Below are 14,463 nucleotides of genomic sequence, written 5' to 3'. Positions count from 1 at the left end.
CTTCCAGTTGACTCACGGGAAATCCTTTGTCGCTTGCGGCACGCTGGCAGCGTATCCCGAAAGGCCCACCGTCGGGTGGATTGATCAGGAACCAGATCAAGCGGACATCGCTTCGAGTCGGCCACCTTCCCGCCGCGCACCACGCCTCCATGGATAATTCGCGGAGCCCACTCGAGACGAATGACCGCCAGGTCCAGCACCCATCCTGCTTCTCAAACTGTACGACGACCTGCCGAAAACATGACGCCAGATCCCTCCAGGACCCGGCGTCGCGGCGGTGGCCACCTTCCGTGCAGCGGTTCAACAATCGACTTGGACGAGCGACCCAATGACTGATGACAGGCGCGAAGCGATCAAAGCTGCCATCGCGGACGCGCTGGATCGGCGAAGAGGTATCCGCAAGCCGTTATGTGTCCCGGCCGGAATGGTGGTGGCTGGCAAGCAGCTGACAGTCCGCACCATCGATATCGGCGTGGGAGGCCTGGCGATCGAAGTCGATGAGGCCCTGCCTGCCAAGGCCCAGTGCTACGTCGTGTTCACCCTGCCAGGCGATGGCCGCGGCCACACACTTCGCTTGCATGCATCTGTCGTGCATGGAATGCGCAGCCGCGCTCACGGATTCAAGGTGGGCCTTGCACTGACGAACGTTTCAGCAGAGGACGTCCGCTTGATCGAGCAGTTTCTCGCGTAGCCAAGCGGGTTTCTACCGGCAGGCCCGCAGTCGCTCAGCGCTGCCTTCAACCGCTGGTTCGCAACCCGCGTTTCAATGCTGCCCACGAGCCCGCCCGACAATGCGTTCATGACCACGACCGTCCTGGCGATTTTCGGCTTGGTGTATCTGGGGATGATCCTGGGCGGGCTGCCGTTCCTGCAGCTCGATCGCACCGGCATTGCGTTGCTCGGTGCGATCGCAGTGATCGCCACCGAAGCTGTCTCGGTCGAGGAGGCGGCGCGCTCGATCGATCTGCCGACGCTGCTGCTGCTGTTCTCCTTCATGGTCGTGTCCGCGCAAATGCGCCTCGGCGGTTTCTACGACTGGGTCACCGCTCGCCTCTCGGCGCTGCCCATCTCGCCGCCGCTGCTGCTGGGCGTGTTGATCGCGGTCGTGGCGATGCTGTCCGCGGTCTTCAGCAACGACATCGTCTGCCTGGCCGTCGCACCCGTCCTGGTCGACGCCTGTGTGCGCCGCAGCCTGGACCCGGTTCCGTTCCTGCTCGGGCTCGCCTGCGCCGCCAATATCGGCTCGGCCGCAACGCTGATCGGCAATCCGCAGAACATGCTCATCGGACAGACACTGCACCTTCCTTTTGCCGGCTATGCCGCCGAAGCGGCCGCGCCAGTCCTCGCTGGGCTCGTGCTGACATGGGCGTTGATCGCGGCTCGCGTCCAGGGGCGTTGGAAACTTGCGGGCGGCGCACCGCCAGAGGCCCAGCCCGAGTCCGCGGGGCGGGCCCTGGATCGTTGGCAAACCGCGAAGGGACTGGTGGTGGCGCTCGCGATCCTCCTGTCGTTTCTGTTCGCGCCTTGGCCGAGAGAGGTCGTCGCGCTGGCCGGCGCCGGTGTGCTGCTGATGAGCCGCCGGCTGCACTCGAGCAGGATGCTGGGCCTGGTCGACTGGGAACTGCTCGTGCTCTTCATGGGTCTTTTTGTCGTCAACGACGCGCTGCAGCGCACCGGTGTCCCGGCGCGGCTGGTGGCTGACTCGGGGGCGCTGGGCCTTCGCCTGGATCAGCCGGCACCGCTGTTCGGGGCGGCCTTCGTGCTGTCCAACATCGTCTCCAACGTTCCCGCGGTGATGCTGCTCCTGCCTGTCGCGCATCACCCGTTCGCGGGCCCGTTGCTGGCGTTGGCGAGCACCTTCGCCGGCAACCTGTTCATCGTCGGCAGCATCGCCAACATCATCGTCGTCGACGCAGCCGCGCGACGTGGCGTCGTCATCGACTGGCGGCAGCACGCCCGCATCGGCGTGCCGGTGACGATTGCCACCATGACTGTGACAGCGCTCTATCTGTGGTGGCGCATGCACGGCTGATTCACGCATCGACGGGTATTGCCCGCCGATTGATCTGCGCTGGCCGCGCGCCTCGCTTTCACCCCAGCTTCGCCGGCGACAGGTAGTCGGCCAGGAATTCCTCGAAGTTCAGCGTATCGGCCTGTTCCATCTGGCGCTGCTCGACCAGCGACTCGGCTGCTTCAGCGGCCCAGCGCCTGGGCGCGTCGGGGTCGGGCAGCGGGCGGCCCAGGATCTGCTCGCGCGCCAGTGCCGAGCGGGTGTCGACGAAGGGCACGAACTGGCCGGCGTGTTCGCGCTGCATCACCTCGATCACGCGGGCCGAGGGCAGGGTGGCCGGCACGGCCAGCGCGCGTTGTGCGGCGCCCAGCGCATCGCGGTGGGCGCTGCCGCCATGCAACTCGTCCAGCGCACGCGCGATCGGCGCACATTGCTCGACGATCTCGGCGGCCCAGTCGACCAGCAGCACGGCGCGGCCGTCGCGCTCGAGCTTCAGGCCGGGTTCGCGGCCACGGGCGGCGGTCAGGTGCTGGTTGCGGCCGAGCGCGGCGATCTCTTCCGGGCTGTCGGGCGGGCTGTCTGAGAGCAGGCAGTGCAGCAGGAAGACATCGAGGAAGTGCGCGGTCGTCTCACCGATGCCGGTCGTCTCGAACGGATCCAGGTCCATGCAGCGGACCTCGACGTACTCGACACCACGCTCGCGCAGCGCGTGCAGCGGCCGCTCGCCGGTGTGGATGGTGCGCTTCGGGCGGATCGTGCCGTAGAACTCGTTCTCGATCTGCAGCAGGTGGGTCGACAGCTGCTTCCAGTTGCCGTCGTCGTCGCGCAGGCCGATGGCCTCGTAGGCCGGGTAGGGCTGGGTCAGCGCGGCCTGCAGCGAGCCGCCGTAGCCGGCCAGGCCGTTGTAGCTCACCGCCAGGCGCGACTGCGCATCGCTCTGGTAGCCCAGCCGGCCCATGCGCAGCGAGGTGGCGTGCGGCAGGTGCAGCGTGCCGGCGCCCAGCGGCTGCAGCCCGTGCGGCAGCCCGTCGACGAAGCTCGAGCACACGGCCGGTGAGGCGCCGAACAGCCACAGCAGCAGGAAGCTCTGGCGGCGGAAGTTGCGGATCAGGCCGAAGTAGTCGTCGTTCGTCGCTCCGGGAATCGACCAGTTGTAGTGGATGCCCGAGATGGTCTGCATCCGGCGACCGTAGCGGTGCGACAGGCCGGTGCGGTAGACCGTCTTCGCGCGGCCGACGTTCGAGTGGCCATACTGGCCGATCGGGATGTCGGCCTCGGCGGGCAGGCAACACGGCATGCTCGACACCCACAGGCGCTCGTCGGCATGCTCGTCCTGGAACGCATGGAAAACCGCCTGGTGGATCTCGCCCAGCTCGGCCAGGCACGCGGCCACGCTGCGGTGGGCGCCGGTGATCAGCTCGAGCTGGGATTCGCTGAAGTCGGTGGTGATGCGCGGGTGCGTCAGCGCCGAGCCGAGGGCCAGCGGGTGCGGCGTCTGCGCCAGCGAGCCGCCGGGCAGCGCGCGCAGGCTTTCCTTCTCGATGCCGCGCCGGATGCCGCGCAGGCGCTCGGCGGACAGGGCCTGCAGTCGCGTGTTCAAGGGGCTCACGGCGTCGGTGGTGGTGTCGTCGGGGTGTGCCATTGGAAGGCAGGTGAAAGACCGAAGCGTGACGTGGGGGATTGCCGGGTTGTGCTAGCGCCGACCAGGCGCCGGGAGGGGCACTATAGGCGAGTCGGCGCCACGCTGCAGCGCTCATCAGCCTGTGGGATGCCGGCGGCCGCGGCGGCGCCACAGAATCGCTCGGCTGCACAAGGGAGGGCCCATGCGCAAGGAACTGATCGTCAAGTCCAGGAGCCTCGTCGGAACCAGTGATCTCACCCTGCTGGCCCCGATCTGCCCCGGGTTGGTCCCCGGTTCGCTGGAGGCCGTGACCTACAAGACGCGCATCAAGCGCCTGCTCGAGGCCCTGAGCGTCGGGCGGGCCACCTCGCACGAGTTCGCCTTGCTGCGTCCGTTCTCGGACGCGGTCGAGCGGGTGGGCAAGATCCATTCGGTGCGGGTCACCGTGTTCGAGCCCGAGGACAAGGTCTTGCTGGCCGTCAGCTTCGACGGCACCTGGGAGGCCTACATCCGCGTGCTGTGGCAGCGGGTCGGTGCGTTGCTGGACGCGATCTTCTGCAACACCGAAGGCTACGTCCTGGCCGCCGAGAGCCCCTATGAGGCCTGGGCGGCCTGGGTCGACAAGGTCCAGCGCGAGACCTGCTTCTACTACGGCATGCCCGGCCTGACGGTGGACGATGTGCATGCGTTGCGCAAGGAGGAGGCCCTGCACCGGCGCCGCCCCGCGTCCGAAGCCATGGATGTTGCCGCCACGCGGCAGACGGTGCGCAGCGCCGAGGACCAGGCCTGGGATGCCGCCCGCCACACGTCGCCGGCAGCGCTGATCGAGACCGGGCGCCAGGCCCTGCAATCGCTGTCGTTCGTGCACCGCCTGACCAGCTTGTACCCACCCGGCACGCCCGATGGCCGCTGCCTGAAGCGCGCCGCGCGCGAGCTGCTGCGCGAGTTCATCGGCCTGGCCGAGCGCAGCCACCTGGCCGACGTGGTCATGCACACCGGCATGAAGCGCTTCGACGAGCAACTGGCCTGGCTGCTGACCCCGGACGAGCCGCCGCGCAGGGTGCCGGCGCTGCCCGCAGCCGAGCCGGCTTACGACAAGCACGACGTGCAGGCCGGCATCGTCGGCGGTTATGCCGACGTGACCCATGGCTGCCTGGCGCTGCTGCGCGTGGACAGCCGCGCGGGCGCCGCCGCGCTGCTCCGCCATCTGCGCGCCTGCGTCACGCCGTCGGACGTGGCCCCGGGGGCCTCGCAAGCCTACGTCAACGTGGCTTTCACATACGAGGGCCTGCGCGCGCTGGGGCTGGGCGAGGCCGAGCTGGAGACGCTTCCGCTCGAGTTTCGCCAGGGCATGGAGGCCCGCGCGAGCATGCTCGGCGACTTTCGCCACAACCACCCGCGGCGCTGGCGAAGGCCGCCGCGCTGGAACGGGCTGACCAGGCCCACGGCGCCCTCGCCGGGCAGCGACGGGGAACGGGTGGACCTGGCCACCGTCCATGCCGTGGTCCAGTTCCGGGCTCGCCTGGCCCAGGTTGACCTCGAGCGGCCCGACGATGACTGGGTGACGGACAAGCTGCACGCCATCGGCGCCGGGCTCGCGGCGCTCGACGCCGTGCACGGCGACGTGCACATCGTGAGCATCGAGCCGATGCGCCGGCACCGCATGACCGTGAACGGCGCATCGAAGGTGCGCGAGCACTTCGGCTTCGCCGATGGCGAAAGCGATCCGTCGATCGCGCCGACGCCGGTGCCGCACGTCTACGACAACCAGGTCCACCTGGGCGAGCTCCTGCTGGGCTACGACAACCAGGCCGATTTCGCCGCCGACGCGCCGGTGCCGCCCTTGCTGAAGAACGGCAGTTTCCTGGTCGTCCGCAAGCTGCGGCAAGACGTCGCCGCGCTGGACGAGGCCCTGTCCAGTGCCGTGCAGAACCTGCCCGCCGGTATCTCGCTCGGCGAGAAGCAGCTTCTGGAGCGGATGATGGGCCGCGCGCAGGACGGGCAACCCCTGGTGCCCGGCCGGGGCGGCAACGACTTCGACTTCGGCGACGACCCGATGGGCCGGGCCTGCCCCTTCCATTCGCACGTGAGGCGCGCGAACCCGCGCCCGCTCGGCGACGAGGAGCTGCCGATGCCGCCCGGCGAGCGCTTCCCGCGCCTGGCCCGCCGCGGCATGAGTTACGGGCCCACCTACGACCGCAGCCCCGCGCCGGATCCAAAGCGAAACCAGGCCGAGCGCGGCCTGGTCTTCATGGCCTACAACGCCCGCATCGGCGAACAGTTCGAGGTGGTGCAACGCTGGCTGACCGGCGGCAACAGCTCGGGCGGCTACTCCGGGCAGAGCGACCCCTTCATCGGCGTGGCGCCGAACGGGCAGAAGCGCTTCTTCCGCTTCGAGGACGGGGGCCGGGTCGTCAGCATCGCGCTGGACGGGGCCGAGCAGCCGCTGTGCGACCCGCGCCCGTTCGTCCAGGTCGAATGGGGTGCCTATCTGTTCGCCCCCTCGATCTCGTCGCTCGACCGGCTCGGCAACGCCGCCCTGGGCGCCGGCGGGCCGGTCTGGTCGGCGCAGCGCGGGCTGGAGCTGCTGGCGGCGCTGCCCTGGTCTGATCCGCGCCACGCCAGCGCCAAGGAGATCGACGACTGGAAGGCCGCGCTCGAGGATGCCGAGGCGGTCGAGAAATTCCAGTCGGCCGACCTGTGGGCCGCCATGCGCGGCGAAGGCGGGCGCCAGCTCGTCCGCCCGGGGGCGGCCGCGGTCCCGCTCGACGGCGTGCTGCGCAGCCCCTACGGCGTCCTGGTGACGCGACCGGAGCTGGCCCGGCAGGTCCTGAGCGAGCCCGCCTGCTACAGCGTTGGCGGCTACCGCGAGCGCATGGCGGCGTCCATCGGCGAGATCTTCCTGGGCCAGGATCCGGACACCGCCGGCCCGGCCGATCCGAAGGTCAAGGCCACCAACCAGGCCATCATGGCCCTCACGAGCGCAGAGGGCTTCGAGCTCTGTTTCGCGGCGGTGTCGGCCACGCTGGCCCGGATGACGGCCGAGGAGCGGGGGCTGGCCGGGCAGACGAACCGGCCGCGCTGGGAGTTGAACCTGAACCTGCGCGAGGTCACCGACGAAGCCCTGCAGCGCCTGTGCCAGGAATGGTTCGGCCTGGAGCCGCCCGAGTTCCTGCCGGGTGCGCAGCGCTGGGATCTCGACTTCCACACCGTGCCCCGCTACCCCGGGCACTTCATGCCGCCGTCGCGCTATATCTTCCAGCCGCACCCGGGCGACTTCGTCGTCGCCAGGGGCCAGGCGGTCGGGCGACGCCTGACCGAAGCCATGCGGGCCCTGGTGCAGCGGCACCACGATGCCGGCACCCTGCCGCGGCGCTCGGGCCGCCCGCGCACGCAGGCACCGATCCCGAAGGTCGTGTTCGCGCAGTTCGCCGCCGACTTCGACGTCGATCAGGTGGCGCGCTATCTCGTGGGCGTGCTGATGGGGATGCTGCCGACCCTGGAGGGCAACCTCGGCCGCGTGATGGACGAGTGGCTGCGCGATGGCAGCTTCTGGCGACTGCGGCAGCAACTGCTGGAGCTGGCCGTCCCCATCGATCTGAACTCGGCGCGGCGCGTGCTGCTCGGTCCGCTGGCCGATGCGATGCGCCTGCGCCCGTCGCCCGAGCTGATCTGGCGCACGGCCACCACCGACACATTGCTCGGCGGCGTCGAGGTCAGGCGGGGCGACAAGGTGGTGGTGTCGCAGGTCGCCTGCACGCACGCCCAGCTGGCCGGCGGCTCGGCTGCCGACCTGTCGGCGGTCTTCGGCGGCCACCGCAAGGCAGCCGTGCAGCCGGCCGGCGAGCCGACCCATGCCTGCCCGGGCTACATGGCCGCGATGGGCGCCTTGCTCGGCACGCTGGCCGGGTTGCTGGGCACCGCCTTGCCGATGCGGCCCAGCCCCGCCCGCCTGGCGGTGAACTTCGAAGGCCCGACGTTCCCGGCGCCGCCGGTGGCCGCCCCGCCGAAGCCGCTGGTCGATCGCGACGCCGATGCCCAGATGCACCGGATCAAGCAAGCCGGGCAGGCGCCGGCCCAGGGCTGGCTGCTGGCAGAAGGCGATTCCTGGTTCGACGACATCGCCCGTCCCGATTCCGGCCCCGTGGCGAGCCTGCTGGGGATGCTCGAGCAGAACCACCAATACCGTGCCGAGAGCCTCGCACAGGCGGGCGACAGCTTGAAGGACCTGCTCTGCCGTCCGCAGATCGATGCCTTCACCGCCAAGCTGCGCCGCATGGTGGCGCTCGGCCGGCCACCTCGGTTCATCCTGCTGTCCGCGGGGGGCAACGACGTGGTGCAGGAGAAGCTGCTTCCGCTCGTCCACGAGCGGTCGAAGGTCCAGGGCACGCAATGGCTCGTCACGGACGTGGTGGAGGCGACCGTCGGCGTGAACATGGCTGCCGATCTGAAGACGCTCATCGGGCACTACATCGCCATCTGCCGGTCGATGGTCGATGCCCCCGTGCCGATCTTCATCCACGGCTACGACTACCCGGTGCCCGACGGTCGCAACCTCGTCGGCGTGGCCAAGAGCAGCATCTCGTGGCTGTACCCCGTGCTGGCGACACGGCTGCACTACGGCAAGCTCGTTGAACGCAAGGCCGTCATGCAGGACTTGATCGATTGCCTGAACGTCATGCAGGACAGGGTGGCCAACGAGCTCACGCAAGGGGGGTGGCCGGTGGGGCACATCGATCTGCGCGGCACCTTGGACCGCGGCGCCGGCTACCAGCTGGACTGGGCCAACGAGCTGCACCCCACCGCAGGCGGCTTCGCCAAGCTGGCCGCGCGGGTGTCCGACTGGCTGGACAACTACCTGCTCAGCACGCGCCTGTACGCGTCATGAACCCCGCAGTGCGCGGGCTTGAGCCAGGTGCCAGGCCATGCCCAGGCGCTCGAAGCCGGCGGCGGCCCGGTCCAGCCAGGCGGCGGCATCGGCGGGGCGGTCCTGCGCCCGGGCCAGCTCGGCGCGGCACAGCGCCGTCTTGGCGTGCTCGTGTGCGGCGCCGCGGGCGTCTGCGGCCCGATCAGCCTGGGCCAGCCAGCGATCCGCCCGCGCCGGCTCGCCGGTGATGCGCGCCAGCGCCCGGCAGCCTTCCGCCTGGCCGAGGTGGTCGCGCTGCCGGGCACGTAGCAGCAGCCGCGCCGCGTGTCGCCGTGCCTCGGCCTGCAGGCCCCGGCTGGCGCAGGCGTCGACCAGATGGCCGTAGTTCAACGAGGTCACCAGCCCGCCGCGCCGTTCCTCGATCCACGCGATCGAGTCGCGCATGGCCTGCAGGTCGTCGTCGCGGCCGTGGAGCACCCAGCGGGCGTGGCCGCGCAGGGCCCGGCTCATCGCCAGCAGCTGGCGGCTCCTGACCCGCTCGGCCACGCCGACCGAGGTCTCGGCCATCGCGGCCGCTTCTTCCCACCGGCCTTGCCATTGCCAGCAGCAACTGATCCAGTTGCGCACCGAGCTGGCCACCTGGTGCGGCGTGTCGCCGAGCAGTTCCATGGCTTCGGCAAAACACTCGTCGGCGAGGTCGAAACGGCCCTGGTCGCCGAGCAGCGCGCCCTTGCAGGCCAGCGCATAGGCCGAGCCCACGGCCACGCTGCTGCCGGGCCGGCGCTGGCGGCGCTTGCTGTCGATCGCGCTGTCGAGCAGGGGCAGGGCGCGGGCGTAGTCGCCGGCGGCGTGCAGCACCTGCCCGAGCGTCGCGCGCACCTGCGCGGCCAGGCGCTCGTCGCCGAGTTCGGCGGCCAGCGCGAGCGAGGCCTCGCAGTGGACCCGTGAGGGCCGTGCGATGCCCCGGGCGTACAGCAGGTAGCCCATCCAGTATTCGGCGCGGGCGATGGCCGGCACCGAGCCGCCGGCCCGGGCCAGCGCCAGCCCGCGTTCGAACAGGCCGAGGCCGTCGCCGAGCGCCAGGGGGTCGAAGACGCAGGCCATGCCCAGCTTCTCGGCCACCGCGCACCAGCGCAGGCATTGCGCGTCGGTGTGCGGCTCCAGCGCATCCAGCGCCTGCAGCGCCGCGGTGTACTGGCTGCGGGCCCGGTCCAGCGCGGCCGCGGCGGCCGCCTTGTCGCCGGCCCATTCGGCGTAGCGGGCGGCGTCTTCGTGCAGCGCGCCGGCGCCGCAGTGGTAGGCGAGGGTCTCGACGAACTCCTCCGGCGGCGTCTTGCCGGCGGCCGGCGCCAGCGCCTCGGCCACGCGGCGGTGCAGCGCGGTGCGTTGCTCGAGCGCGATGCCTTCATAGACCACGTCCCGCGTGACGCCGTGCTTGAAGCGCAGCCAGCCCGGTTGTTCGGCCGGAAAGATCAGGTCCAGCTCCGCCAGCCGCATGATCTGCGGGCCGCCAGCCTCGATGCTGCACAGCCGCTCGAGCAGCCAGGCCGGAAAGGCGTTGCCGATGACCGCGGCAGCCTGCACGAGGCCCAGCTGGTCCGCCGACAAGCGCGCGACGCGCGAGGCAATCAGGGCACTGAGCCAGGCCGCGCCGCCCGGCGAAGGCTCGGGCGCATGGCGCTCGGCGGCATCGTGGGCGATGTGGCACAGCTCCTCGATGAACAGGGGGTTGCCGCCGGCGTGCTGGTGGATCTGGGCGACCAGGAAGGGGTCTGCCCGCGGCAGCAGGTGGCGCATGGCCGCCTGCGCTTCGGGCAGAGCGAGCGGCGACAACGCCAGCGCGGTGGTGCCGGCGTCCAGCACCGTGTCGCCGCCGCTGCGAACCGCGAGCAGCACCAGGAGCGGCCGGCCCAGCGAGCGCAGCGCATCCAGCGTGTGCTGGCTGGCTTCGTCGGCCCACTGCCAGTCGTCCAGCACCAGCAGCAGCGGTTGCAGTGCCGCACAGGCGTCGAAGGCGTCGCGCAAGATCGTCATGGCGCCGCCGCCGGCTGGCGCCAGCCGGCCGGTGCCCGGCTGCACCAGCGGGACGGCCCGCGCCAGCGCGTCGCGTGCGGCGCGGCCTTCGTCGCCCAGTGCGCCGAGCGCGTCCAGCACCGGTGAAGCGGGCAGGGCCGACCCCGGTGACGCGAGCGGCAGCCCGAGCAGGCCGCGCAGCATCTGGAGGAAGGGCTGCAGCGGCTCGGCACCGAGGTAGCTCTCGCAGTGGCCCATCAGCACCCGCCAACCCTGCAACTCGGGTTGGCGGACGAATTCCTCGATCAGGCGGGTCTTGCCGACGCCGGGGCCGCCGCAGACGGCGACGCAGGCCGGCCGGCCGCCAGCGGCCCCGCGCAACGCTGCCAGCAGCGCCGACAGCTCCGACTGGCGCCCGACGAAGGGGGCCAGGCCACGCTGCCGGCGCGCTTCGTAGCGCCGCTGGAGCGCGGCACGGCCCAGGATGCGGTAGGCCGGCAGGGCCTGCTTGCGGCCGCGCGGCGTGATCCATTCGCGCTCGCCGAGCGAGAAGAAGTGCATCTGCGGCCCCAGGGTCTCTTCGCTGACCACGATCTCGCCGCGGCGGGCCACATCCGCCAGGCGGAACGCGATGTTGGGCACGCTGCCGAGCAGCTCGAAGCGGCCGCGTTCGACGTCGCCGTCGGAAACGAACACCAGGCCGGCGTGGACGCCCGAGTGCAGGCCCAGCGTGCCGGCACGCACGACGCTGCCGTCGACCGCGACACGCCCGATGGCCTGGTGCAAATCGAGCGCCGCCTCGATTGCGCGGCGGCCGTCGTCCTCGTGGGGATCGGGATAACCGAAGATGGCCAGCATGCCGTCGCCCTGCAGCCGGGCGATGCGGCCACCGTGGCGCGGCACGATGTCGCGGCACAGCGCGCGCAGGGCGCCCAGCATCGCGGCGTAGTGCTCGGCTTGCAGCAGGTCACCGAGCTGGGTGGAGCCGGACAGATCGGTGAAGAGCACCGTCAGGTAGCGGCGGCGGCCGATGCCGGCGATTTCGGTGGGCTCGCGAGTGACCTGCATACAGCTCCCTCGGCCATGTCGGCCACTGCATGGGCTGGCTCCGCGGCCAGTGTAGGCGCGTCAGCCGGCCGTGGCCAGGGCAGACGCTATCCGCCGTCGCGCCACCGTCGGCCGCGGCACCTTGCCGCGCACTTCGGTGAACCAGGCGCGCACGTCCTCGTCCAGGCCGATGCCGTGCATGTAGTTGTAGATCGCCTTCTTCAGCCCGCGGCCCAGCGCGTCGTGGTCGGTGCCGGTCGGGTCGATGAAGCCGACGTCGTTCTTCGCGAAGGGGCTGTCGGGCAGCGGCAGCAGCGTGATGCCGTAGTCGCCGGGGTTCTTGCCGACGGGCGAGTGCACGGTGCAGGCGAAGCGGTGGAAGAAGCCCGAGTGGATGCAGCCGTTCTCGAACAGCTGGCGCACGTATTCCAGCGCATCGACCGTGTCCTGCACCGTCTGGGTCGGGAAGCCGTACATCAGGTAGGCGTGCACCAGGATGCCGGCGTCGGCGAAGCCCTTGGTGACGCGCGCCACCTGCTCGACCGAGACGCCCTTCTTCATCAGTGCCAGCAGCCGGTCGGAGGCGACCTCCAGCCCGCCCGAAATCGCGATGCAGCCGCTGTCGGCCAACGCCTCGGCCAGCGCCGGGGTAAAGGTCTTCTCGAAGCGGATGTTGCCCCACCACGAGATCTCGACGCGGCGGCGCTGCAGCTCCTCGGCCAGCGCGCGCAGCGCCTTGGGCGGCGCGGCCTCGTCGACGAAGTGGAAGCCGGTCTGGCCGGTCTCGTCGACGATGCGCTCGATGCGGTCGACCAGCGTGGCGGCCGAGGCGGCCTCGTAGCGCGAGATGTAGTCGAGGCTGGTGTCGCAGAAGCTGCACTTCTTCCAGTAGCAGCCCTGGGCGACGGTGAGCTTGTTCCAGCGCCCGTCGCTCCACAGCCGGTTCATCGGGTTGAGCATGTCCAGCAGCGACAGGTAGTCGCCCAGCGGCAGGCCGTCCCAGGTGGGCGTGCCGATCTCGTCGAACGGCACGTCGGGCTCGGGCCAGTTCGTGTACTGGACCTGGCCGGTGGCGGCGTCGCGGTGGAAGGTGCGCACCAGGCGCGAGGCCGCGCGCTCGCCGGCCAGGTGCTCCAGCAGCGCCAGCAGCGGGCGCTCGCCGGCGTCGAGCGTCACGTAATCGATGGCCTCGAACAGGCGCGGTTCGGCCAGCTCGCGCAGCTCGGTGTTGACGAAGCCGCCGCCGAGCACCGTGACGATGGCGGGGTCGCTGGCCTTGATCGCTTGCGCGATGCGCAGGGCGGCGTACACCGCGCCGGGGAACGGCACCGACAGCAGCACGACCTGCGGGCGATGGCGTTCGAGCGCCTCGTGCGTCAGCGCCTGCAGCGTGCGGTCGATCAGGTTCGGCGGCGCGGCCAGCGCCCCGGCCAGCGGGTCGAAGCTGGGCTGGCTGGTTGCCAGCGATTCGGCGTAGCGCACGAACTCGAATCGCGGGTCGACGGCATCGCGCAGCACGTCGGCCAGGTCGTTCAGGTACAGCGTGGCGAGGTGGCGCGCGCGGTCCTGCAGCCCGAGCACGCCGAAGGCCCAGCCGAGTGGGTCGGCGTCTTCGGGGTAGAGCTCGCCGTAGATCTCGAGCGAACGGAAGCGCTCGCCCTCGGGCAGGAAGGCGCGGGTCGCGATGCGGTGGGCGAGCGTCGCATCGCGGCCTTGCAGGAAGGCGATGACACGCCCCACCGTCGCGAGATAGCGCGGGTACTCGTCGGCGAACTGGCGGGTCTGCGCGGTCTGCCGCGCCGGCGGCAGCGCGGCGGCCTCGTCGCGCAGCAGCGCCAACCCCTCGGGGGTCAGCAGGCGCAGCACCAGCGCCAGCGCCAGGTCCTCCTGCACCGCGGGGACGCCGCGCGAGCGCAGGAAGCCGGTCAGGTAGGCCGTGGACGGGTAGGGCGTGTTCAGCTGCGTCATCGGCGGGATCACCGACAACACCCGCAGCGCGCTCACACCCGTCGTGGCCATGGCATGGGGGCCGTCAGCGGCCGTAGATGTCGCGGTACGACAGGTAGACCGTGAGCCCCATCAGCGGCAGCAGCACGATCCAGCCCAGGCCGAACGGGATCGACGCGATCACGCTCGCCACCAGGCCGAGCACGCCGTAGACCAGGAAGGGCATGACGTTGCGCAGGCAGGCGGCGAAGCTGGCCTTGATGGCATCCACCGGCGCCACGCCGTCGAACACCACCAGCGCCGGCGCGAACCAGAAGGCCATCGTGATCGGCACGAACAGCGCGAGCCCGACCAGCAGGCCGATCAAACCGGCGCCCATGGCCGCGAGCGCGCCCATGCCGCTGTGCATGCCGGCGCCGACGCCCATGCCCATCACCGCGCCGAAGCCGAACACCCCCATGATGACGAACACCACCGCCGACGCGGCCAGCGACAGCGCGCCCAGCACCAGCAGCGGCGTGAGTTGCTGGCCCTGGAAGCCGAGGAACAGGTCGCCTACCTCCAGCGTGCCGCCGCCCTCGAGCTTGCGCGCGGCCAGCATCCAGCTGCCGATGAAGGCCGGCATCACCAGCGCGAAGGCCAGGCCGCCGATGAACGGCACGAAGTTCAGCACCACGCCGATCACGATCACCACCAGGCCCAGCACGATCCACATGCCCGGGTTCTTCATGAACAGGGCCCAGCTGTCGGTCCACCAGTTCACGCCGCGGCCGGCATCCACGCTCTTCGAATCCATGTCCACCTCCTTGTGAAGGGCAGCACGATAGCCGGTTTCAGGCCGTAATTCGATGGCCGAACCGGACATGCATCGATCCCCTAGCGCCCGGGATGGGCGCTCACCGCGCCCGCGCCCACACTGGCGCCGCCGGGCCACCGCGCCCGGCACCCCTTGCAGCA

General features: G+C 70.7%; 7 protein-coding genes. 3 read left to right on the top strand and 4 right to left on the bottom strand.

Translation table 11 applies throughout. The features are described 5' to 3' along the window. Positions 1-328 precede the first annotated feature (328 nt). Together VJ693_RS14350 and VJ693_RS14345 are read left to right on the top strand one after the other, a co-directional pair. A complete protein-coding gene (locus VJ693_RS14350) occupies positions 329-691 on the top strand; it encodes a PilZ domain-containing protein (RefSeq protein ID WP_324155144.1) in 363 nt (120 codons plus the stop codon). A 108-nt stretch (positions 692-799) separates the two neighbouring features. Next, positions 800-2,032 (top strand): anion transporter, encoded by a 1,233-nt coding sequence (locus tag VJ693_RS14345; protein ID WP_324155143.1) that lies wholly within the window; start codon positions 800-802, stop codon positions 2,030-2,032. A gap of 58 nt (positions 2,033-2,090) precedes the next feature. On the opposite strand, the gene gshA is transcribed toward VJ693_RS14345, so the two are convergent. Further along, positions 2,091-3,653: a glutamate--cysteine ligase gene (gene gshA, locus VJ693_RS14340; RefSeq protein WP_324155142.1), complete on the bottom strand. Its 1,563-nt coding sequence runs from the start codon at positions 3,651-3,653 to the stop codon at positions 2,091-2,093. Positions 3,654-3,834: 181 nt separating this feature from the next. On the opposite strand from gshA, the gene VJ693_RS14335 reads away from it, so the two are divergent. Continuing rightward, positions 3,835-8,520 carry a hypothetical protein gene (locus tag VJ693_RS14335; RefSeq protein ID WP_324155141.1) on the top strand — a complete coding sequence of 1,562 codons (4,686 nt, stop codon included), beginning with the start codon at positions 3,835-3,837 and terminating at the stop codon, positions 8,518-8,520. On the opposite strand, the gene VJ693_RS14330 is transcribed toward VJ693_RS14335, so the two are convergent. Genes VJ693_RS14330 through VJ693_RS14320 form a run of 3 tightly spaced genes read right to left on the bottom strand, consistent with a single transcriptional unit; the run spans position 8,515 to position 14,302 of the window. Continuing rightward, positions 8,515-11,580, bottom strand: a complete 3,066-nt coding sequence (locus VJ693_RS14330; protein WP_324155140.1) for an ATP-binding protein — start codon at positions 11,578-11,580, stop codon at positions 8,515-8,517. The genes VJ693_RS14335 and VJ693_RS14330 overlap by 6 nt on opposite strands. 60 nt (positions 11,581-11,640) lie before the next feature. Next, entirely contained in the window at positions 11,641-13,578 is a 1,938-nt protein-coding gene (locus VJ693_RS14325; RefSeq protein ID WP_324155139.1) for a B12-binding domain-containing radical SAM protein, read from the bottom strand. A gap of 13 nt (positions 13,579-13,591) precedes the next feature. Beyond that, positions 13,592-14,302, bottom strand: a complete 711-nt coding sequence (locus tag VJ693_RS14320; RefSeq protein ID WP_324155137.1) for a BPSS1780 family membrane protein — start codon at positions 14,300-14,302, stop codon at positions 13,592-13,594. Between the last annotated feature and the right edge of the window lie 161 nt (positions 14,303-14,463).

It is taken from the genome of Ideonella sp. (assembly GCF_035254525.1).
Classification (GTDB): domain Bacteria; phylum Pseudomonadota; class Gammaproteobacteria; order Burkholderiales; family Burkholderiaceae_C; genus Ideonella.
Note: the sequence above shows the minus strand (reverse complement) of the source record. Positions and strands in the feature narration are given on the sequence as shown.

Bases quoted from the DNA above. Each gene is read 5' to 3' on its own strand.
- VJ693_RS14350 (WP_324155144.1), top strand. From the start codon at position 329: ATGACTGATGACAGGCGCGAAGCGATCAAAGCTGCCATCGCGGACGCG.
- VJ693_RS14345 (WP_324155143.1), top strand. From the start codon at position 800: ATGACCACGACCGTCCTGGCGATTTTCGGCTTGGTGTATCTGGGGATG.
- gshA (WP_324155142.1), bottom strand. From the start codon at position 3,653: ATGGCACACCCCGACGACACCACCACCGACGCCGTGAGCCCCTTGAAC.
- VJ693_RS14335 (WP_324155141.1), top strand. From the start codon at position 3,835: ATGCGCAAGGAACTGATCGTCAAGTCCAGGAGCCTCGTCGGAACCAGT.
- VJ693_RS14330 (WP_324155140.1), bottom strand. From the start codon at position 11,580: ATGCAGGTCACTCGCGAGCCCACCGAAATCGCCGGCATCGGCCGCCGC.
- VJ693_RS14325 (WP_324155139.1), bottom strand. From the start codon at position 13,578: ATGGCCACGACGGGTGTGAGCGCGCTGCGGGTGTTGTCGGTGATCCCG.
- VJ693_RS14320 (WP_324155137.1), bottom strand. From the start codon at position 14,302: ATGGATTCGAAGAGCGTGGATGCCGGCCGCGGCGTGAACTGGTGGACC.